The sequence below is a fragment of the Bacillus clarus genome (genome assembly GCF_000746925.1).
GTDB lineage: Bacteria > Bacillota > Bacilli > Bacillales > Bacillaceae_G > Bacillus_A > Bacillus_A clarus.
The window spans coordinates 31,733-55,201 of sequence record NZ_JMQC01000011.1; the positions used below are offsets into that span (position 1 = coordinate 31,733).

The window sequence follows — 23,469 nt, forward strand, 5'->3', positions numbered from 1 at the left end:
ATAATGGCGAAGAACTTTCTGAAAAACGAAGTAGCGGTAAAAATGACAATGGTTGGCTTTGGTCAGGCTGGAACTAGAATGGTAGATAAATTTGCTGAATATAAGCATACGGATGGAACATCTGTGTACAACTGTCTTGCTTTAAATAGTAACGATGGTGATTTAGCCGAATTAAAAAATGTGCCTACAAGTAACCAAGTATCACTAAAATTAGGGGGACTAGGAAAGAATCCAGAACGTGCTGTAAAAGTACTAGACTCAAATGATGAAGCGAAAGAAAAATTAAAAGAATTTATCACAGAGCGTGTAAGACCAACAGATGAATTAGTTCTGTTTTTTGCTGGCTTAGGCGGTGGAACAGGTACTTCTACAATCATTAAAGCAATTGAAGAATTTTCATCTTTTCACAATAAACCGATTATTGGCCAAGAACTAAAGAAAATAGCACAACAAGTCCCAAGAGAAGAATTATTGGCTAACCAGCAAAAATACGCGAGAATTGCTTTTAATAATGCGATTGAACGTAAAGATTTTATTAAAATGGGTATTGTTGTGACACTCCCTGTAAGAGCAGATGGACCTGATGTATTAAGACAAGTAAATAAATTCTCTCAAGAGATTTGGAAGTTAGCAAATGATCCAGCAAAAGGTGTTGCATTCGTTATATTTGCGGATAACCAACATTTCTATGACGAGTTTAAGGGATTAAACGAAAATGAGAAAAAAGGTATTGCTAATTCACGAGACTATGCTAACCAGCGCATTGGTGAAATCATCCATGAATTAAATACAGCTTCTAATGGTGCAGGAACATCTGTTATTTTAGATTCACAGGACTTTAAACGTATTCTATTAGAGAAAACTGGTTGTTTAGTTATTAATAAAATTTCTCGCAATATGAATCAAATTGAAAATAGTAAAGAAATAGTAGATATGTTCTCGGAATCGTTGAAAGGAAGCTCTTTCCACCATCCTATAGAATTAATGAAAAAGAACGATGATGGTGAGTTAGAGGCATCTAAGGTGCATCATTTTGGAATGCTGGCAATTCTGGACGAACAAAAGAATATTGATGATTCATTTATGGATGATGCAAAAGTAGAAGTTACAAATAAACTACCAATCAACGGTACGGTATTCAATGGTTATCTAATTAGTAAAAATGATTTTATGGGCAGTGTGTACACGTTCTATAAAACAGATGCATTACCGTCTCGTTTGTCTAAAGGTTTAGTTGAAGAGTTCAATGAATTTAAAGAGAAGCAAAATCAAATTCAGTACAAAAAATCTCAAATTAGTACAATTGAAACACAAGATCAAGATGATGACTTCAGTATTAATTTTGGTGATTACATCGATATTGGAACTAGTAATGAGAAGACATCAGTAGGTGCTGAGAATGATGAGGAATTAGCTGCATTTATGGATCCAGACAAAATGTTTGGCACATCAAAGTAAAAATAAGAGGTCTGGGAATATCCCAGACCTCTTATTTTATTTATCTGTCATAACAGATTTCATATATTCTATCATGTTCTCTTCTAAATACTTCTCTATAAAAAGTTGTTTTTTTGCTAAATCTTCCTCTTTTTTAAACCAACCAGTTTTTTTTACACGCTCTGCCTCAGGCTTCTCATTCCATAGTTTTTCAGCTTGTTTTCTTAACTCCTTACGAGCTCTATGTTCAATTATCATATTATCAAGTCTTTCTTGTCTTTGACGTTCTTTCATAGCACTTGGATCTTCAGGCTGAGGCAATGCTTTTAATACATTCTCAAATCTCTCCTGGAATTGTATTTCGATGTTTTGCATATGTGCTTGAACTTTTTGTTCCACTAATTTTTCAATTGTCACAGCTACGTCTTGAAAATCAATTTGAGATAATATTTCATTAGATTGGTTTTCAGGAGATACTGGCCTTAGTTCAAATTGATGTGGTAAAAGTTCTATTATGGCGTCTAAAGACCACTTTTCATCCCTTTTCTGCTTTATGAAAAGGGCTATATCTAAATCTAATGAATTATAGAGCTTTTCATTTGTATTATTGGTTCTAAGAGTTCCGTGAAGTCCCTTCTCTTCTAACGTATTGAACCAATTATAAACAGTATTATGGTGTCTACCTACTAACTTAGAAAACTCTGTTATTCGCCAGGCTTTTTCAAAAGCATCTTCGTGTAATGAGCTTTCATCATTTAAAATAGGTTGCTCTGTTTGGTTTTCCTGCTTAATCATAATATTACCTCCTTAACAGTATATAATTCTGATAGAAAATGACATTAACATGGAATATAAGATTGATATGTTAACTGTCTTTCGGCGATATTAATAAAAATACCTTCTTCTATTGAAATTAACACGAAAGATGACATTAACATGGAATATTTAAAGTGTTAACAGAACATTGACAAATCATTATTAGATTTTCGATAAACGTTAACGCTTTGTTAACTAAAGATTAAAATGTGTCAATGTTATGTGAGATTGATGAGGTGACTTTGTGCTTATATTTTTATGAAATGTTGCTATGAGATTAACAGTTTTATTCACATAATATTAATGATAAGTAAATATAACCGATTTGTAAATAATTATAAGGATATAGCATTAAAATTTCAAAAAAACGTAGGTATAAATGCGATAAAAAAGGCCCATACTACTAATAATTGTAGTATGGGCCTTTTTATTGATAACACTAAATAATATGGAGCGGATATCTGTTTAATTAATAGAGTGTAGTGGTTCTTTTGAATTGATCCCAAGATTAGTATAATCATTGTTTATATGAACGTTAAAACCTAATTTTATGGCTGTAGAAGTTAGTCAAGTTGGTGGGTGGCTATCAGTTGCTTGAAACTTTACAGGATCACCTGATATGCTCAAACGTATTCAATGCGGACCTACTCTCATTAGAGATTACTTGTTATAAGTTTTTAACTAATTTCAACTTGATTGGTGCTCTTAGTGGGTTTTTTAGTAGCATCTTCTTCTAAAACTATTATTTTATCATTGCATTACTTCACCGTTTAGTAACTAAAAAGCTCAACTTGTTAATGTTTTGTTACCACTTGTAGTAATAATAATTAACATGAGATTGACAATTATATTCCTCTAACGCTCAACATGTTAATCTTTCTCGATATGTCAATTACATCTATGTTGTTTATTCTAAGTTTATTTCATAGGACATCAACCGCATGTTAACATTCCATAAAATAAATCTTTGCGAAGATGCAAATTTCTTTGTATGGAATGCTGATTCTTTACTTATATGTCCAATGGTAGATTTGGAATCTTTAAGTCATATATTACAGAATAATTCTACGCATACTAATGCGTTATTGTATTAATTTAAACTTACTTTACGTAATAAGCGCTTGCTTTATAGTCTGTATTTCAATCCTCTCCTAATAAAGAGACAGGTTTATTAACTTTTTGTCAATGTCTTGTTATCACGGCCGATAAGAATAGTTAACATAAGATTGACAGTTCTATCTCTCTAGCGCTTGACATGTTAATCTCACTTAATATATCAATCTCATTTATAGTGTGTATTCTAGCTCTATTGTATGCAGTGTTAATCTCGTGTTAACATTGTATCTTCACAAAGAATATCTTTGTATGAAGTACTGATCCTGCAATTATATATCCAATAGTAGATTTGGAATTTTTAAGTCTTATATTACAGATTGATTTTATTTATATTAATGTATTATTTTATTGATTTGAATGCATTTTAATTGAAGTTATTTTGCCTGAGCATTCGATTTTTGAATATGAGAAAATAATGTTAAGTAATAAGTATATGTTTAATAGTCTGTATTTCCTATTAGCTTTTTCGTTCGAAATTCTTAGTGATTTACAAAAAATGATATATGATTCTTAACTGATGTGGATTTCTGTATTTCAATCCTCTCCTAATAAAGACATAGGTTTATCAACTTTTTGTTAATGTCTTGTTATCATATCCGATAAGAATAGTTAACATGAGATTGATAATTCTATCTTTCTAACAATTAATATGTTAATTTCACTTAATATATCAATCTCATTTATAGTGTGTATTCTGGCTCTATTTCGTGCAATTTTCTTTATATGAAGCACTGATTCTACAATTATATGTCCAATAGTAGAAATGGAATTTCTCATTAATTTTTCCGTTCAAAACGCTTAGTAATTAATGAAAAATGATTATTTTTATATGGATAATTATTTTGTGCGTATAAAAAGTACATATGAAATAGCATAAAAGGGGGGCTGTAAGTGCTAATCGATACATTGGTACCTGAAAATGATTCTGAAATTTTGGTTCTTTGTAGAAAAAGGTTAGGAATTAAATAAAATATGTTAGCTAGAGAGCGAGAAGTAACACTCAGTAACTTGTCTAATATAGAGAATGGAAGATATAAACATTCATATAAGATGAGGAAGCGGCTATGCCAATTATTAGGGCAAATTGCATATTTTAGAACTGGATTTAGGAACATATCCAATTTAGGTAGTTGATAATAAACTAGACAGTTAGAACTGTTATTTACAAAATGTAATTATGGTTAACAAAAATGCGTCTAACATTGATATTAGTAAATTCGAAAGGAGACACGTACTACATTACGGCTAGTGATGCATATGTGAATGTGCGTTAATAATTTGTGCGAGGTAAACGTAAAAAGACCGCCTATTACAGGCGGTCGCTTTTCTTAGGACATAAACAAAGGATGAAAAGTGCAACAAAAAATATAGGTAACAAAATTATAAGCGATAGTCTTGCGATAGAGTCTTCATAAAACAGGTATCGAATCATCGCTATGTCCCAATATGAAACTTTTAAAACTGCAACTGTATTTTCACCTGATGTTTCATTTCGTGTTGTACCTATAACTTTTCCGTATACAGTAAATTCTCCGATATAAGCTGAATCATCAACATGACGGAACGGTGTGTCACCTTCAAATTCAATGTCCGTAGATTTTACATTAGGATATGTATCTTTAATTTTTTCATTTAATATAGATAAATCACTTTTACTTATTTTTTGAGGTGCTCCCGTAGTGGCTTGACTATAGACGTGTAATTTTATGTCATCTTTTTGGATAGCTGATCTACCTACTATTCTATTTGGAGAAAATATAAGTAATATCACATGCAAAATAAAAAACATTACAAAGACTTTAGAGAAATTTTCTAACTTGTTCATTTATTACACCACCAATATATACTAATTATATTATAAAATATATTAGGTAATTAATTCCGTGTAAAAATATTAAATTAATTCAAATATACGTATTATATCAACGCAAGTCCCACCTATGTAAACGTGCGCTAATAAAAAAACTGGCTCTGCCATCGGAGTCGGTTTAATATATTTATTTCATGTTAAGGAGGATCGACTGGAGAGTAAGGATCAACTTAATTCCTTCGGACGGACAATAAATATCGCCACATTCCCTGTTTTGTAACATTACGTCAGACCGGTTCGAATCGGTGGTAACGAGTTGTTCGCAAAGATATTGATACGAAGGATATACGCCACCGTTACAAGTATCTTGATAATTGAGAACCAAATATGGTTATGGTTTGCGACCTTGTTGCTTTCGTTTAAAGCGGATACTTGGACGAAGTCAGTGTTTGTGTTCTAGAATAAAGGTCCGGTTGTTAACGTTTGGTAACGAGGGTGACAATGGCATTCGCATTTTCGGTGAGGGCGGTTTCCTCCGATAACACTTATAAGAACAATCATAATAACCCGATTCTAATACCTCGAAATCATAAAAAACTAATATAACTTCATTTGTTTCATATAATCAATAGACTTAGTTTTATTCTTTTGCTCAGAAACATATTCTGCCTTATTTTTAAATCTATAATAGCTATTAAATCTTTCATCTAAGAGAATGCCTTCAGAAATTGCTTTTTTAACTGCACAGTTAGGTTCGGTTGTATGAGTGTCAGAGAATTTACATCCCATGGATAATTCTATTATATCTTCGAATCCATTTTCATAGTTTCCAACTGAATCTATTATTTCAGATACCTTTTTACTAAATTTCATTTTATAACTCCCTTGAACTTTTTTGAATATTCGATATTTTATCATGAAAAATAATTCCTTATCAAACTAAATTGCCCGTTAGTTGAATTAAGAGTGATCCGCACTTGTTTACAATGAGACAAATTACATAGGAGGTAATAAAAACAATAGAAAATGGATTTCCTGAATTGAAAAAGTAAGTTGGAGTTAAATAGAAAAGCAAAGTGAAAATTAATTTTACTTCACCATTAATAAATATATTGTTATAATTTCACGTACTATATTTTAAATGTATTTTATAAAAACTAGTAATCAGGGGATTGCGGTGAATTGTGAGTAGAATGGCAAGTAAACGGAAAAATTATTACATAAAATTGCTTAATACATATTCACAATCATTACATAAGTTATTGTAAACTTCAGCTGGAATTACTTTTTGTTTATATATTTCATTTATTTGAATCATTTTCAGTAATGTTGTTTTTATATGTCTATAAATCTATATTAAATTGTATTAGTTTTTTTATTTTTGGGAACTTCATGGTAGGAGTTTTCGATTTCACACTATCTAAATTAATCACAAATTATTTAAGCATTTTATTATTTACTTAGGGATACTACGTTCATCAGGGCAGCCATATATACAAGTGTCAATTATATATACCCCTAAGGAATCATTTCTTGGTTTAATGAAATGATTTTCTTCTCCGCAGTGATCACAAAAACCTATTTTAAATAAACTAGGTTTTAATTTCTCGAATTCTATTGCAGTAGTGTAAAACCTTCCGAGATAATTGTCGAAATCAATAGAAAATTGAATATTTTTGTCTTGTTATACTTTATATTTAGTGTTAAACTCATAATACAAAGAAAGAGTTGATGAAAAAATCTTCTTTTAACCAAAAAAGACTGAAAATTCAGTCTTAATTTCTGACTGATTGACAGTAATACTTACAACTCTTTCTTTGTTTTGTATATTATATCTAGCATTATAGACAGATAGCGAGGTGACTAAGGTGTAATTATTAATTATCTGGTAGAAGTAGAGTACGTGTATTCTATTATTCTCATGATAGCTTTATCAATTAAGCACACATTCATTACGAATATCAGTAAACGGCCTATATGTTATTGTGCCGACCCTGCAATGGGAAATTTGGTTTCATACAAATAAGGAAATAAGCAACTACAATTAATTATGAATCTAGTCGTCATGCTGAAAATTTAATTGAAGATCCGGTATAGCGAGATTTAGCCATGAAATTTATAAGTCATGTAGATTGTGAAAAACACTAAATTCATAACCTTAAACAGATCGGTGGACGTTACTGTTCATTCTCTCAAAAAGAATAAGACTACCTAATCACAACCTAGAAAATGATGTAAAAGATGTATATGAATAAACAAAATTGTTTGTGATTTTTAATTTTTACTAAGTGAATCAAGAATTTGGTAGAGGTTTAGTACAAGCATTTAAGGATGATATTTCGGTGTATGTAGGAGGGAGTATAAAATAAGAGATTTATCCCAAATGTGGTATTAACTTATGTTTGGTTTCATTAATTACAAAATCGGTTACAAAAATTACAAAAACTATTTTTGTTATCTAAATAGTTTTATATTACGGATGAGAGCATGAAAAAATGCCTGTAGGAGGGGGACAAAAGGTTCTGGTAAATAAAATTGTGAATCATTAAAAAGGTGCTATCAAATTTGGACATATTGATGTTATGAATCTGAAAACAATGGAAAGTAGTATGAATAAACCAATAGCATTGAGATGAAAACATTATTAATCAGGAATTTATGCTCACCATGTGATGGTAGATATGATACAACATAAGATTTCGAGATTTGATAGGAATGATGAAAAAATGTAACTTCGTCAGTTACGATAATATCAACAATTGTTTAATTTGTAAATATTAAACTTAGTAAATTTAATGTTACATTAGAAAAAATGAAGGTCAATGGAGAGCAGAGGAATCGTTTATAGAAATTTGTTTTCAGGTTTTTAAGTTTATAACTGTTAAAAGAGAAGAAATACCATCAGCCTATTAAGTCATTGTCATTGCATATTCATATTAGGAGCCATCTAAATATAATTGATAGGAGAATGACATGATAAAAAGAGTAACTTCGGTTTTTTCGATTGTAATGATTTTTATGTTTACTATAGGTCAGAGTTTTATATCTATAATAGCAAGTGCACAAGAATTAAATAAAACAGGATTAGTTGATAGTTTTACATTCGATAAAACGGAATTAAATTACGGAGAACGAACGGGAATAAGAGTAACGTTTAGTGATAAATCTGTAAATCAAATGAAGGCTGGAGACACACTAACATTAACTTTACCTTCAGAATTACAAGGATATAGTAGGACTATCTCATTAAATAATGATGCAGGTGTTAACTTTGGTACTTGCCAAGTAACTACAACTAATGTGATATGTACATTTAATGATACAGTTGAGAAACTTCAAAATATTAGAGGGCATTTTAATTTTGAAGTTAAAGCAACTAGTAATGTAGGAACGGGACAAACGATAAAAGTTGATACAAATTTAGGTACAAGTTTAGCAAATCAAACGGTAACCATTAAGGGTCCAACAGAAGGAACGGGTACAGTACAATTCGCCTACAAAACAGGTTCAATTCAACCAGAAACTCCCAACCAAGTGAATTGGGAATTGAATGTAAATGGTAGCAGTAATAAAGAACAGTTAAGTGATGATATTGTTTTGTCCGATACTTTACAAGCAGGTCAAACACTTAATCAGGATAATTTCATCCTAATAGTTGGAAATGAAACTTTAACACCTCAACAGTTTAGGGATAATGGTTACGGAACGATTACATTCAACGATAACTCTTTTGAAATTAGGGCTTATAAGGATCATGTAAGTGGCAAGATTCTTAGTATAAGATATAGCTCTACTATAACTGAAAGTGGAATGAACCAAGATAATTTTTTTAATGACTTTACGGTTAATTACCAGATTCTAAATCAGCAACCAGTATCTTTTTCAAATACGGCCTGGGTTAAAAATATAAATGCGGGTGGCGGTGCTCAAGGTGATTTACCACCTAAAGGAACGTTAAGAATCGTTAAGCATATTGCCGGAGATAAAGAGAAATTCCTTCCGAATGTTGAATTTAAGTTGTATACAGAGTTAGATCAGCAAATTGGCGGTACGTATACAACGGATGGACAAGGTATGGTGGAGGTCCCTGATCTAGATCCAGGTAATTACTATGTGCAAGAGATTTCAGCTCCAAACTATTTGGATTTTGATCCTCAAGAAAAAGTAAACTTTACAATTGATGCAAATGCTGAAAAAGGCGTAAAGCTTGAGATTCCGAATAAAGTGAAAACGACATCCGTTTCAGGAACGAAGACTTGGAAAGACGGAAATGCAACAGATCGTCCAAGTTCAATCCAAGTAGAGTTACTGCAAAATGGAAATTCAATCAAAACACAAGAAGTAACGGCAGCAAATAACTGGAACTATACGTTTGCAGATCTACCTGCATATGATAATAATGGTAATGCATATACGTATACAGTGAAAGAGCATCCGGTAGCGGGATACAAATCGGAAGTGAATGGTTATAACATTACGAATACAAAAGATGTAAAAATAACAGTAGAAGGAACGAAGACGTGGAAAGACGGAAATGCAACAGACCGTCCGGCAACGATCAAAGTAGATTTACTACAAAATGGAAATGTAATTGAAACACAAGACGTAACAGCAACAAACAGTTGGAAATATACATTTGCAGACTTAGCACAATATGATGCGAACGGTGTTGCTTACACGTATACAGTGAAAGAGCATCCGGTAGCGGGATACAAATCGGAAGTGAATGGTTATAACATTACGAATACAAAAGATGCAAAAACAACAGTAGAAGGAACGAAGACGTGGAAAGACGGAAATGCAACAGACCGTCCGGCAACAATTAAAGTAGATTTACTACAAAATGGAAATGTAATTGAAACACAAGAAGTAACAGCGGCAAACGGTTGGAAATATACATTTGCAGACCTAGCACAATATGATGCAAATGGTGTTGCTTATACGTATACAGTAAAAGAGAAACCGGTAGCGGGATACAAATCGGAAGTGAATGGTTACAACATTACGAATACAAAAGATGCAAAAATAACAGTAGGAGGAACGAAAACTTGGAATGACAACAATGCATCAGATCGACCAACAACAATTAAAGTAGATTTACTACAAAATGGCAATGTAATCGAAACACAAGAAGTAACAGCGGCAAACGGTTGGAAATATACATTTGCAGACCTAGCACAATATGATGCAAATGGTGTTGCTTATACGTATACAGTAAAAGAGAAACCGGTAGCGGGATACAAATCGGAAGTGAATGGTTACAACATTACGAATACAAAAGTAGCGAAAATGACAGTAGAAGGAACGAAGACGTGGAAAGACGGAAATGCAACAGACCGTCCGGCAATGATCAAAGTAGACTTACTACAAAACGGAAACGTGATCCAAACACAAGACGTACTAGCAGTAGTGGGTTGGAAATATATATTCGCAGATTTAGAAGCATACGATGCGAATGGAGTAGCTTATCAGTATGAAGTGAAAGAACAACCAGTAGTGGGATATCAATCTAGCGTAAGCGGTTATGACATTACGAATACAAAAGTAGGCGAAACGAAAGTAGAAGGAACAAAGACTTGGAACGATAACAACGCAACAGATCGCCCAAGCTCAGTTAAAGTAGATTTACTACAAAACGGTAAAGTAGTAGACACAAAAGAAGTAACAGCGGCAACAAACTGGAAGTATACATTTGAAAAACTCCAAGCATACGATATAAACGGAGTAGCTTACATCTATACAGTAAAAGAACAACCGGTAGATGGATATAAAACAGAAATAAAAGGTTATGACATTACAAATACAAAAGTAGCACAAACAACAGTAGAAGGAACAAAAACGTGGAAAGATGGCAATGCGACAGACCGTCCGAAAATAATCAAAGTAGATTTATTACAGAACGGTCAGGTCATCAAAACAGAAGAAGTAAGTGAAGCAACAGGTTGGAAGTATACATTTAAAGAGTTAGCGGCATATGATGCCGAAGGTAAGGCATATAAGTACGAAGTGAAAGAACAACCGGTAGATGGATACAAAATAGAAGTAAAAGGTTATGACATTACAAATACAAAAGTAGCACAAACAACAGTAGAAGGAACAAAAACGTGGAAAGATGGCAATGCGACAGACCGTCCGAAAACAATCAAAGTAGATTTACTTCAGAACGGTCAGGTCATCAAAACAGAAGAAGTAAGTGAAGCAACAGGTTGGAAATATACATTTAAAGAGTTAGCGGCATATGATGTCGAAGGAAATGCGTACAAGTATGAAGTAAAAGAACAATCGGTAGATGGATACAAAACAGAAGTAAAAGGTTATGACATTACAAATACAAAAGTAGGACAAACAACAGTAGAAGGAATAAAAACGTGGAAAGATGACAATGCGACAGACCGTCCGAAAACAATCAAAGTAGATTTACTTCAGAACGGTCAGGTCATCAAAACAGAAGAAGTAAGTGAAGCAACAGGTTGGAAATATACATTTAAAGAGTTAGCGGCATATGATGCCGAAGGAAATGCGTACAAGTACGAAGTGAAAGAACAACCGATAGATGGATACAAAACAGAAGTAAAAGGTTATGACATTACAAATATAAAAGTAGCACAAACAACAGTAGAAGGAACAAAAACGTGGAAAGATGGCAATGCGACAGACCGTCCGAAAACAATCAAAGTAGATTTATTACAGAACGGTCAGGTCATCAAAACAGAAGAAGTAAGTGAAGCAACAGGTTGGAAATATACATTTAAAGAGTTAGCGGCATATGATGTCGAAGGAAATGCGTACAAGTATGAAGTGAAAGAACAATCGGTAGATGGATACAAAACAGAAGTAAAAGGTTATGACATTACAAATACAAAAGTAGGACAAACAACAGTAGAAGGAATAAAAACGTGGAAAGATGACAATGCGACAGACCGTCCGAAAACAATCAAAGTAGATTTATTACAGAACGGTCAGGTCATCAAAACAGAAGAAGTAAGTGAAGCAACAGGTTGGAAATATACATTTAAAGAGTTAGCGGCATATGATGCCGAAGGTAAGGCATATAAGTACGAAGTGAAAGAACAACCGGTGGATGGATATAAAATAGAAGTAAAAGGTTATGATATCACGAATACAAAAATCAAGGACAATCCAAGCACAGATCCAAAAGATCCAAGTACAGATCCAAAAGATCCAAGCACAGATCCAAAAGATCCAAGTACAGATCCAAAAGATCCAAGCACAGATCCAAAAGATCCAAACACAAATACAGAAACAAATAGCGATTCAAAAGTTCCACCTACTAAAGAAAACGTTAAGACGTCAGCATGGCTGCCTAAAACAGGCGGAAAATCAATGGAGATGAGCTCTATTATTGGAGGTATGTTACTATTGATTTTAGGTGGAGTCCTATTCGCTCGTCAACGAATGAGATAATAAGAAATTGCCGCTGGTGTAAGGAACCGGTTTGCAAATGCTGATATAATCAGCTAAGTATTGTATTATTAACGGTAAGTGATTGAGTAAGGATAACAGGAAAATATAGATTATCTTTTGCGTGTACAATGATTATAAACTGTTTTTATCAATATGATTTGGAATTAAATAATCTATATAAAAGTAAGAGGATAATAGATTTATTTATAGCGTGCCGTTGATTCAGAAGGAAATAAAATTGATTTGTATTTAGGTAGTAAGACAAGAAATCATAAGGCCGCAGAGCACTTTTTCAAAAAGCTTTGCGGCCTTTTTACATTTTCAATCCTTGTGTTATTACTTTAAACAAGTACGTGATTAATCCTAAGGCATTGCTGAACAAGATCATCGTTGTATTAGGTAATAGTTTTTTGTTTTTAGATAATAATTTTGTATTGGGGAGTCATAAAGTTATATTAAATATAAAGGAGATGGGTTAAATAATGAAATATACCTTGAGAGATCTTATAAATATAAACGAGTTCAAGAATATAACAGAACAATTTTATAATTTAACTAAAATTTCATTCTGTCTCCTTGATAATAACCAAAATATTATATTTTCCAAAGGTAACCTTTTTTTTCATAATCAAAAAATCAAATTGACCCAAGATACTCATATTCCCATCATTATTGAACAGGAGCATATAGCAACCTTTGTTATAGGGACAAGTATTAATAAAGAGATTATTGTGGATTCTCAGATAACATATTTTAAACATATTGCAAATCTAATTGAAGAGATGGCAACACAACAATTACAACTTAAAAAATTTCAAGAAAAAGATTCACGAATAAAAGCTATAACAAAGCATGATGAAAATCATTTATATAGCATATTACAAAATATGCCGATTATGATTAATGCTATTGATGAAAAAGGAAATATTGTTATGTGGAATCGGGAATGTGAATTAGTAACTGGATATAATGCAGATGAAATTATTAACAATCCTAAAGCAATTGAATTGCTACACCCTGATAAAGCTTATAGAGATCAGTTATGTAATGAGTTGTTGATAAATGGCCATAACTTTAGAGATTGGGAGGTAAATATAACATGTAAAAATGGTGAGAAAAAAACTATTATGTGGTCAAATATTTTACATAGTATTCCTACTTTAGGATGGAGTATTGGAGCTATTGGAGTTGACATAACCAAGCGTAAGAGAATGGAAGAAAAACTTAAACGGACCTCGGTTGAACTAGAATTAATTTTTAAAGCAATTCCTGATTTATACTTTTTGTCAGAACTTGATGGAACCATTATGGATTGTAAAGCTAATTCTATATCTAAATTTCATGTTTCAATGGAAAAATTAGTAGGAAAAAAAATCCAAGAGGTATTGCCAGCTTCTATCATAAAGCAATTTGAGAAAGCGGTTAATAAAATACATACCTCATCCGCTCCCGTTTTAATAGATTATTCTCTTCAACTAGATGATGAAATATATCATTTTGAAGCAAGACTTTTACCGCTTTTTAAGGATAAAATTATGATTATTGTACGTGATATTACAGAGCGTAAAATAACAACGGAATTATTAAAGAAATCAGATACACTTAAAGCGGTAGGACAATTGGCAGCTGGGGTCGCTCATGAAGTTCGTAATCCTTTAACAGTAATTAAAGGGTTCATGCAATTATTACAACAAGAAGTAGGAGAGGATAAAGAATATTTAAGACTAATACTCTCTGAAATTAGTAGTATTGAAACAATTCTTCAAGAATTTTTATCTATTGCAAAACCGAATGCTGCAGTATTTGAACCGAAAAATCTTTGTACTATATTAGATAACGTAGTCGCCTTAATAAGCACACAAGCAATTATGAAGAATATTCATATTGCAATAAATATGGATTTTGAAAATTTATTGGTTGAATGTTGCGAAATTCAATTAAAACAAGTTTTCTTTAATATTTTACAAAATTCTATTGAGGCTATACAGAACGGTCAAGAAATCACTATTAACGTGAAAAAACATAATAGTACTGAGGTTAAGATTTGTATTTTAGATAAAGGAATTGGTATTCCTCCAGAAAGAATTAAAAGACTAGGTGAACCTTTTTATAGTACAAAAGAAAAGGGAACGGGTGTTGGGCTCATGCTTAGTTATCGAATTATTGAAAGTCACGGTGGAAAAATAAACATAAGAAGCCAAGTTGGGAAAGGAACTACTGTTACAGTATTTTTACCAATTTATAACAGTGGTTCAGTTGCAAAGTTACCTAAAACATAGAGAATCCAGAATTGCATCGTTAAATAGCTATGCAACAATTAATAATTCTTGTAATTCGTGATATACCGAAAAGGCGGAGTCTACTTGGAGACTTCGCCTTTGTTTGTATAGAGCATGAATTGTTTTGATTCCTTTTGTCGTACGTAAAGCATGAAGTCCTGTCGATTTAACAAAAAGCCGCCCCTATGATTTTGATTTGATAACCACCTAAATTCTAAGAATATGAATTAGGATTCCGAATTCACAAATAATTTGAGTTTTTTGTAAAGTCTGTTCACGCAAATAATCTGTACATCAATTTATTTTTGATGTACAGATTATTTGTATGATAATTTTTATAAATAATTGCGAAATGATAAACTTACATAAATGTTTTTAAAAGTTCTTGTACTAATGGAAGTACTCCACCTACAAATTTTAAAACAGCCATTGCGATTTCCATATTATTTCCTCCTTTTTTGAGTAGTAAGATGTAATAAATCTTTGTACTTTTATTATAGTAAGCGTTTACAAATACAGCAATACATTTTGATATGCAATATTTCATATTTGTAGTTGGTACAGATGATTATTTATTTGATATTGAACTAGCCGCCACTTAGCTACGCTTAAAGCGGGGGATTCCTACGAACACTAGCGTATCCACCAGTTATTTTAGTAGGCTCTACCCGTAGTTATGGAACTCACACGCCTCCTAATTGGCTTGGTTTTCGCTCTACTTCGGTAGGTGTGAATGGCGCTTAAGATTTTACATTGTAGACTTCCTACAAATTGAGGAAGGAGTCTTCTTGGCTAAGAATGATAAAAAATAGATATATGAGTGGAAATATGAAACTGTATAATCAATAATATTTTTCATGTGCTGGTATTGTGGATTTAAAATATAGTTTGATAAATTAAAACAAAGTCTGATCATTTATAAAAAAGCTATTAATAAAGTTCGATAAGAAATTCCTTTTAATCGGACTTTATTTTAAGTCAGCACATTATTAAGATGCAGCCGACATAGGGTCGTCACTCCAGCCAGAAGGGACAATCTCAGTATAAATTTCTCATTTCCATTTATAAGTATGTTGGTATAATGAAGACAGGTGTTAAATTTGGAATATATTCTCAGTAGACTTCGAATCGCTTGATATTATAAAGATACTAAATAATAAAAGGGGAATGGTATGAGTCGCAAGGCATGGGGAATTGCAGCTGTAATTGGTGTTATAGTCGCAATTGCTTTTGGTTCTGCATTTGTCTTTTCTAGTGCTAATGAAGGTAAAGGGGAAGTAATGGAGTTAAGCATTTTAGAAATGAAGAAATATATGAGTGAAGATGGAACAGGGTGTGTTATGCCAAATTCAGATGAAGAAAGAAGAGATATATGACTGTTATAACGTATGTGTCAAAGTTCTATAATGAAAATAAAAATGAAATCGAATGTTCAAGAGAATCTGTATTAAAATTTATAAAAAGAAATGTAGTTTAAGTGAATTTACGGGAGTTTATTAGGCTGAAAGGATGCGGATGTCATACAGGTTATCAATAAATGACAATTTTTAATTTTGATGAGTATGTTGGCTTATCAAAAAATGATAAAATAGTTACCGCAATGGCAAAATTTTATAATGATAAAAAGAAAGGGGGTAATCTCTATGAAATTGCTACGCTCATTTCTCATTCTCACTCTTGTTGTATTGTTAAGCGCATGCAATACAGCAACAAAAGTCATAAAGGTTCAAGAAAATGGCGAAACGACTTTAAAAATCGGCTCCCTGCAAGGGTATTACGATGTGCAAACGCTTAAAGCTAAAAAAGGAAATGTGGAAATTCCTTATGAAGCAGCCGTTGAAGAAGGTACGATTTTATTGCAAGTCACAAAAGACGATAAGGTCATTTATGAAGAAGAAGTTACTTCTCAAAAAGAAGGTTTGCTTTCTTTTGAAACGCCAAAATCCGGATCATATGATTTAATTGTACGCGTGAAGGGTGAAGAAGAGAAAGCGAAAGGAATTCAAATACATACGAAGCTATGAAAAAACGGCAAGAGGAGTGTATCCGCTTGCCGTTTCCATTTCCAGTTGGTTCTGGCACAACACATGCTCATCAATTTACGTTTACTTCACTTTTTTTCAGCACTCTGCATCTAGACGGTAAATCCGTTGACCAATGCAAGACTTTATCAATTTTGGAAGTAATTCGCTGAGTCCTAGTGTTTATGCCGCGAAGGTTCCTTGACGATGAGGGTTCGGAGGCTTGTGGTCAAGGGAATGCAGTATAGATCAGTATACAAGCATTTCCTTGCTATAATCATGATATTTTATTTATTGACTTGTTAGGATTTTATTATAAATTTATTCTTCTCCCCAATATTCGACTCTATAATTTTGAGTTTTATTTATTACAACGTAATGTTTTTTTGTTTATTGTTTTTATCATATCCCCTAACTCTAATAAAACCTGCATTACTATAATATATATTTGATTTTTACTTTTATGCGGTAGTTATACATTTAGTTTCTATTATAAATTGGTATTAAATATTTTAATTGAAGTACACTGTATTTCTACCCATTCATTTGATATATCTTGCTCAGTTCCTTCTATATCAATTAGTACTACACTATCATAAATATTTAGTGTTGCTAAGTTATCCTCACTGTTATAATCCAGCTTAGCAATTACTTTAATGCCTTCATCATTCTGAATTATTGTATTAGTATTTTCATCTGAAAAGGCTACATTTGTATTCCATATAAATTCATCATCTATATCTATTTCTACAATATAGTTCTCATTTTTTTCTGGCTTATCACCATTCCACTCAGCGATAAATTGATTGCTAGCTACTTGAACGAATACTTTATATCCACCTAATAATTGTTCTAATATATCCACTATTTTAACATTCATTGTTTATTACTCCTTTTTATTTATATGGTACTCTAACAAGTGTATTGTCAACATTCATAACATTATTTATTGGGTCATAAGTCCATATTTCTTCATGGTAGTGGAACTTACTTGATTTTGAGTTCATTTCATGTGAACCGAAGCGTATACTTCTAGTGCCATTAACTGAAAATATTCTATCTGAGTCTTCTAATTCTGTTCTTGGATGAATGTTAGTATGCTCACCAGGTCCTAAAAACTCATCCCACTTAATTACAGCGTCTTTTACTTTCACAGGTTTATTAGCATACACTTCTTTGTGATAACCTCTACCAGGAATATTTTTAGCTTCAGCCACCTTCTCAGCGTTCTTAACACCTTTACCAACTTTAGCGAGTTTCCCGAATGGTGTAAGGCCGGCTACATCCATGACACCTGCCCCAGCACGTTCCCACCCCGAAAGTTTTTCGCCGGTAGATGGATCAATACTATCCCAAATACGACGAACATCATATTTACCACTTATTTCACCAGCAATATCTCTAGCTAATTTTTTACCATCAAAGCCTTGCTCCTCTTCGGATAGAGTGTTAAAAACTCTTACAATTAATAGCTCGTCCTGAATTGACAGTAGTTCAAGGGTACCTAGGGATAAAGAATGTATCGACTTCTATTACCGCTTCTGGCTATGCAGCTGTCTATTTTATTACGAATCGGGCTGTTCAATATGTCAACTATCGTTTAGGATGGAATTGTAAATAAAAACATTAACAATATTCTCCACCTTCTTCAAATAACCTATCCTTTTGTTTAATGAAAAATCCTGAAATTAGATTTTTATCGAACTGTATTATTAATGATCGGAATTTGTTCTAAATTATCAAACTTTATTTCAAAGCTACAGTTGGGTGGTTTTGACATCGACGACTTTTGGGGCGATCTGGTGGGAGCAATCCACTCATCCGGCCTAGACGCTATCTCCCCCGTACATAGTTTCCCCCACCATAGAACGGCAAAATTACCGACGAGAACTACGAGTCCTACATGACGAAACAAATGATAGGACATGCATGAAGATATATACATATCCATTATTGAAGTTATTAATAATAAAATGTATTATAGAAAAGCGCAATTTATAATTCAAGTTAGTAGGACTATGTATTCAGAATAAATGAAATTTTTAGAAAAAAATATGATTGTCTGAAAAAAGGGGTGAAATTAATAGAAAAAGTACATATTAAATGGCCTGGATCGTATAGTTTAAATGATTTTTATAATATAGAAGAAGCTTTTAAGAAGGGGATATTTGTAATCTTTAGAGTATATGCTAAGAAAGAAACATTGCTCTATATAGGAAAGACCCAAAGGAGCTTTATACAAAAGATAAGGGAACTTAATAAATATTGGTTTTGTGATGAAAGCGAATTAAAGATTAGATTACATTAGAAAACGAAACATCTTTAGTATACTATAGAGGTCAGTTTAATTTGAAAATTATAAATAAGGGACGAAGAGGCTTAATTGTTAAAAAGCTTTCCACAGAAGATCTAATGTGGACATAAATGGAATCACCTTTGAATAAAATCGAAGGTTTTCTTAAGTACAGAAGCTTATCAATTTTTAATTTATTAAACTATTTTTGAATAACATATGTCAAATACTTGAAAAAATACAAATTTTATTATTTTTATATGGAATCCTGTATGGGGAGTGTAGTTCATTATTATTATTTAATAAAAATATTAAGATTCATAGGAACAATGCATAAAGATTAGAGGCGAAAATGAACACGGAGGTTTGAAGAATGGGACAAGGAAGCAGGTTTCAACAAAAACAACAAAGTCGTTGTCAAAAGGGGATTTTTAATATCGCATTTAGTGTGGTAATAGTGACAGTTGGTATAGTGACATATCAGTTGTTTTTCACTCCTGATACATCAAAGAAAGCAATTGCTCAAGAAAAGAAAGTAACAAAGATAGAAGAGAAGAAGAACGAAGATAAAGAAGCAATAAAAATAGAAGAGAAGAAGAATGAGGATAAAGAAGCAACAAAGATAGAAGAGAAGAAGAATGAGGATAAAGAAGCAACAAAGATAGAAGAGAAGAAGAATGAGGATAAAGAAGCAACAAAGATAGAAGAGAAGAAGAATGAGGATAAAGAAGCAACAAAGATAGAAGAGAAGAAGAATGAGGATAAAGAAGCAACAAAGACAGAAGAGAAACAAAAAGCAGAAGAAGCAGTAAAAACGAACGGAAATGAAAATAAAGAGGGAGAAAAAACGACACCTCAAGAAAAAGGTGTTAAGTGACAATAAAGTCGTTTCTGTAGTGCTTAAAGAAATGACTATATCATTTTAATGGACTACATGTTACTGAATTAAGTCTATAATTTCTAGTTGTAAGAAGAATAATTAATATATAATTTATAAAGAACCAATGTACCTTTATTTTAAACGTGAGTTCTCATATAGAAACTTTGAAAGTCGTTTGGGGACATTGGTTTATTTCTCTTACTAGATGCGATATTATAAAATTGTGCAGTGACCTTTAGGTGATGCCGACCATTAACTGGAATGGGGCTATTATTCATAGACCTCTAATATTGATGTGAGGCACTCCATTCAATTAGAAAGATGGCACTGCACATTAATTTTAATATAAAATAACGGATAACCCTGTCAATTCGACAGGGTTTTTTAGGAAGGAATATTATGGTTAATGTCGAATGCTCCTGTTTAATAGACTATATAGAAAAGGTTTAATATAAATATAGTGAATAGCGTGCAGTTGAAACTCTAAAAATGTATGGAGCTAGTGAGTCTAGACTCTTTTGTTAAATCTGAGATTAAATATCTGACGATATAATCCTAACATGCTACATTGGGCCTAAGCTCTAACAGAAACTTGGATGGTCAGATATAATCATACTGCTTACTGTTCGGAGAGGAAATCATGGAAAATACGATTACTCCTTTTAGTTATGGGAATCATTCGGATGATAAAGCTCAAGATATGCGTAAGTTTTATCAGTTTTATGTTGAGATAGATATTGGGGTTAGTTTTCATGTAGCTTCTTGTATTAAATTTGATGCTTTGTTAGACCCTAAAGGAATTGCCTAGAATTGGTCACCTTAGTAGTAAAATTGCAAATTTAATTTATACAATTTTAAAAAGTAGCCAGAAATACGAACCTAAAATACATGCGGCAGCTTGTGGAATAGGGTGGGATGAAGTATATGAATTAGAAGAAAAAAAGGAACTATTTTTATTAAATGGGATTAAAAAATAGAAATTATTTCTTATTCATAATGATGATTTTCAAGGAGGAAAAATGGATAATAAAGAGACTTTAAAATTATTTATAAAAATTTCACAACAAAGAATGTATAATCATTACCTACCAAAATTAGTTCTTTCTGTTCAGGAGCTTAATTCAGAACAGTTATGGTATAAAGAGATGTCCATTTTAAACACGATAGGCGGTATTGGATTTGAGTCAATATTTTGGACACAAAAAAATTAAATCTAAGCTATTTTTTTAGCTAAATCTTCTATTGCTTGGAGGGTTTTATAACCAACGCTACTATGAATCCTCTTAACGTAAGTTCAATTAAGATATTATTAGCACATAGTTGGCAAGGAAATACAGCAAAAGAAATTGAAAGAAGATTAAGTGAGGTAGACAAAGAGCTTGTTTACAGAATTGATGAATTCAAAAGAATAGAAGTTGATTTAGAAAAATATAGAAAGGCGGTGGAGGGAGAATGTATTATGATGAAGTTGTTCACCAAACTGAAAGATGTACTCGTGATCTCCACACACCGTGTGGGGATTTTTTTCATAAAGAAAAGACACTCAAATGAGTGCCTTTTCTTAACTAGTAAGTAAATCAGCAAAAGCAGCTAGCTCCAACTATGATTAATAATATAAAGAGCACAACGATTAAGGCGAATCCGCCACCAAAACTACTACAACTACCACCAAAGTCCATAACAGTTCCTCCTTTTAGATAAGAGGGGAGAAAATTGGGTTACGCTTGTGTTTTAACGGGTTTACATTACCTTATGCTTTTTAATAATGAATGAGCAGGTCCTTTAAGAAATAAAAAAAGCACCCTAAGGTGCCTTCCTCCGACTTGATAACCACTTTAATTTTAAGAATACGTATTGGACTCCCATCCAAATATTATTGTAGCATGCTGGCCTGACTAATTTATTGAGAAATATGATTCAAATCTAATAAAATATAGATTTGAATCATATTTTAATTAGTTGCGCTTAACCCCTAATTTTGATTCAATTTCAGTTAGGCTAGCTACCGCGTTGATTAACTTTTCATCAGAAAGTTTAATTGATTTTCGAGCTTCTTCCATTCTTTCTTTCATTGGAGCTATACCTTTTAATCCTTGAGTTACAGCTTTTCCAGCATTACTTCTATAGTTCGTTGCTAGGCCAAACTCTACTCTAAATGTATCCATCTTCTCTTTTAGTTCAGGATTACTTAGTTTTTCAGCACCTTTAAATTCTGTATTTTTTGTGGATAGGTCATCGTATCTATTTGAAACTTTTTCCATTTTTTCTTTTATAGCGTTTGGCTCTACAGATTCAGGACCTTTACTTGCTTCACCCCAAATAGGTCTCCATTCTTGATTCCATATATCATCATATTCTTTTATCATGGCATCAATTTTAGGTTTAATTTCATTTTCGTAAATACTTTTATCGGTATTTACAGTTACTTTTGATTGCTCTGACTTTTGAGTTTCCTCCGGTTGTTTTTTTTCTTCTTTAGGTTTTTGTTCTTGTCTTTGTCCCTCTAATTTCTTTTCTATCTCGATAGCTACTTCATAATCCGCTTGTGTAACAGTTTCATTATCATTAATGACAAGTTTTTTATGTTTAACATCCATTACAAACGTATCGTTTTGGTAAGATAATTGAATGTCTTTGTATCTACACTTGTTATTTCCGCCACAAGATACACTATTATTGGAGTCCGTAATCTTAGTAATAGCATCTTCCATAGCCGAGTATTTTTCAGTATTAAGCAGGTCTGAGAATTTCTTGTCTACTGTAATTTTAATGCTAATAGGCGTGTATTGATTTTCTTTTTCTCCAGCTATATAAGTAACTTTTTCGATATACGGTCCCACATGACTATATTCTAGTTTTTCTTTAGTAGCATCTTCAACTTTTTTCAAATCTGCTGAGCATCCAGTAAAAATGAATAGCAGTATAGGTAGAAATAAAGTTATAAAAATCTTTTTCATTTATGTTCCTCCTGGTGTTTTTAATATATAAAAGCAAAATAAAAGCACTCATTCGAGTGCTCGTATTTATGCAGATACAGAAGCCTTGTCTTTACGGAAGATACCCATTAATCCGCCGATTAATAGTAATATACCTGGTAATAGGTAGAATACAAAAATACAAATAAATCCACCAATCGCAGCAATTGTCATCATGATTCCGCCTGCTTTAGCTTTACTTTTCACCATTACAGACCCAACGATGCCTAATATTGATAAAGCTACAGCTGCCCATCCTAATCCGATAATAGAGTTTGCTCCGTCAGCTTCGAATGCAGCTCCCAGTCCGCCGATCATTAAAGCCAGGATAGCACCTAGGATACCAAAAATACCACCAATAAGACCTAGTACAAATTCAGTTGTTCTTTTCATTTTAAATTCTCCCATGTTTCGTTT

13 protein-coding genes and 7 pseudogenes are annotated in these 23,469 nt (G+C 32.4%); 10 read left to right on the plus strand and 10 right to left on the minus strand.

The window, feature by feature from the left end; all coding sequences use genetic code 11:
* The first annotated feature begins 3 nt into the window (after window positions 1-3).
* Window positions 4-1,458: an FtsZ/tubulin family protein gene (locus DJ93_RS28240; protein ID WP_042984833.1), complete on the plus strand. Its 1,455-nt coding sequence runs from the start codon at window positions 4-6 to the stop codon at window positions 1,456-1,458.
* 36 nt (window positions 1,459-1,494) lie between these two features.
* Here DJ93_RS28240 and DJ93_RS28245 read toward each other — a convergent pair whose 3' ends face one another.
* The 3 genes from DJ93_RS28245 to DJ93_RS28255 all read right to left on the minus strand — a co-directional run bounded on the left by DJ93_RS28245 (window position 1,495) and on the right by DJ93_RS28255 (window position 6,052).
* Window positions 1,495-2,232, minus strand: a complete 738-nt coding sequence (locus DJ93_RS28245) for a terminase gpP N-terminus-related DNA-binding protein (protein WP_042984834.1) — start codon at window positions 2,230-2,232, stop codon at window positions 1,495-1,497.
* 2,446 nt (window positions 2,233-4,678) lie between these two features.
* Window positions 4,679-5,194 (minus strand): hypothetical protein, encoded by a 516-nt coding sequence (locus DJ93_RS28250; protein ID WP_042984835.1) that lies wholly within the window; start codon window positions 5,192-5,194, stop codon window positions 4,679-4,681.
* Between the two features lie 582 nt (window positions 5,195-5,776).
* Window positions 5,777-6,052 carry a P-loop NTPase family protein gene (locus DJ93_RS28255; protein WP_042985113.1) on the minus strand — a complete coding sequence of 92 codons (276 nt, stop codon included), beginning with the start codon at window positions 6,050-6,052 and terminating at the stop codon, window positions 5,777-5,779.
* A 2,100-nt stretch (window positions 6,053-8,152) separates the two neighbouring features.
* Between DJ93_RS28255 and DJ93_RS31775 the strand changes: the two genes are divergently transcribed.
* From DJ93_RS31775 to DJ93_RS28265, 3 genes and pseudogenes are all read left to right on the plus strand, one after another.
* Window positions 8,153-12,604: a Cna B-type domain-containing protein gene (locus DJ93_RS31775; RefSeq protein WP_080743761.1), complete on the plus strand. Its 4,452-nt coding sequence runs from the start codon at window positions 8,153-8,155 to the stop codon at window positions 12,602-12,604.
* A gap of 210 nt (window positions 12,605-12,814) precedes the next feature.
* A pseudogene (locus DJ93_RS34945) lies at window positions 12,815-12,978 on the plus strand (DDE-type integrase/transposase/recombinase); the annotation flags it as partial.
* A 108-nt stretch (window positions 12,979-13,086) separates the two neighbouring features.
* Window positions 13,087-14,883, plus strand: coding sequence for a PAS domain-containing sensor histidine kinase (locus DJ93_RS28265; RefSeq protein WP_042984836.1), 1,797 nt, complete (start codon window positions 13,087-13,089; stop codon window positions 14,881-14,883).
* 27 nt (window positions 14,884-14,910) lie between these two features.
* On the opposite strand, the pseudogene DJ93_RS34230 reads toward DJ93_RS28265, so the two are convergent.
* Window positions 14,911-15,063: pseudogene (locus DJ93_RS34230) on the minus strand (IS6 family transposase); the annotation flags it as partial.
* Between the two features lie 181 nt (window positions 15,064-15,244).
* Entirely contained in the window at window positions 15,245-15,430 is a 186-nt protein-coding gene (locus tag DJ93_RS34710) for a hypothetical protein (RefSeq protein WP_042984838.1), read from the minus strand.
* 625 nt (window positions 15,431-16,055) lie between these two features.
* On the opposite strand from DJ93_RS34710, the pseudogene DJ93_RS28275 reads away from it, so the two are divergent.
* Together DJ93_RS28275 and DJ93_RS28280 are read left to right on the plus strand one after the other, a co-directional pair.
* Window positions 16,056-16,253 (plus strand): annotated as a pseudogene (locus DJ93_RS28275) (hypothetical protein); the annotation flags it as partial.
* A 273-nt stretch (window positions 16,254-16,526) separates the two neighbouring features.
* A complete protein-coding gene (locus tag DJ93_RS28280; RefSeq protein WP_042984840.1) occupies window positions 16,527-16,907 on the plus strand; it encodes a BA_1872 family lipoprotein in 381 nt (126 codons plus the stop codon).
* 487 nt (window positions 16,908-17,394) lie between these two features.
* On the opposite strand, the gene DJ93_RS28285 is transcribed toward DJ93_RS28280, so the two are convergent.
* On the minus strand, window positions 17,395-17,784 hold the full coding sequence (locus DJ93_RS28285) for a hypothetical protein (protein WP_042984842.1): 390 nt from the start codon (window positions 17,782-17,784) through the stop codon (window positions 17,395-17,397).
* A gap of 319 nt (window positions 17,785-18,103) precedes the next feature.
* Window positions 18,104-18,346: pseudogene (locus DJ93_RS31785) on the minus strand (pre-toxin TG domain-containing protein); the annotation flags it as partial.
* A gap of 632 nt (window positions 18,347-18,978) precedes the next feature.
* On the opposite strand from DJ93_RS31785, the pseudogene DJ93_RS28295 reads away from it, so the two are divergent.
* The 4 genes and pseudogenes from DJ93_RS28295 to DJ93_RS28305 all read left to right on the plus strand — a co-directional run bounded on the left by DJ93_RS28295 (window position 18,979) and on the right by DJ93_RS28305 (window position 21,288).
* Window positions 18,979-19,328 (plus strand): annotated as a pseudogene (locus DJ93_RS28295) (sodium:proton symporter).
* Window positions 19,329-19,570: 242 nt separating this feature from the next.
* Window positions 19,571-20,065 (plus strand): annotated as a pseudogene (locus DJ93_RS28300) (DUF1510 family protein); the annotation flags it as partial.
* A 652-nt stretch (window positions 20,066-20,717) separates the two neighbouring features.
* Window positions 20,718-20,882, plus strand: a pseudogene (locus DJ93_RS33470) (IS110 family transposase); the annotation flags it as partial.
* Window positions 20,883-21,096: 214 nt separating this feature from the next.
* Entirely contained in the window at window positions 21,097-21,288 is a 192-nt protein-coding gene (locus tag DJ93_RS28305; protein WP_042984846.1) for a hypothetical protein, read from the plus strand.
* Window positions 21,289-21,654: 366 nt separating this feature from the next.
* Here the strand turns inward: DJ93_RS28305 and DJ93_RS31790 are convergent, their stop codons facing one another.
* The 3 genes from DJ93_RS31790 to DJ93_RS28320 all read right to left on the minus strand — a co-directional run bounded on the left by DJ93_RS31790 (window position 21,655) and on the right by DJ93_RS28320 (window position 23,445).
* A complete protein-coding gene (locus DJ93_RS31790; RefSeq protein WP_080743762.1) occupies window positions 21,655-21,756 on the minus strand; it encodes a YjcZ family sporulation protein in 102 nt (33 codons plus the stop codon).
* Window positions 21,757-22,032: 276 nt separating this feature from the next.
* The gene (locus DJ93_RS28315) at window positions 22,033-22,674 is read right to left on the minus strand and encodes a ribonuclease (protein WP_374937194.1); all 642 of its coding nucleotides are present in this window, start codon (window positions 22,672-22,674) and stop codon (window positions 22,033-22,035) included.
* A 426-nt stretch (window positions 22,675-23,100) separates the two neighbouring features.
* A complete protein-coding gene (locus DJ93_RS28320) occupies window positions 23,101-23,445 on the minus strand; it encodes a DUF4064 domain-containing protein (protein ID WP_042984848.1) in 345 nt (114 codons plus the stop codon).
* Window positions 23,446-23,469 lie beyond the last annotated feature (24 nt).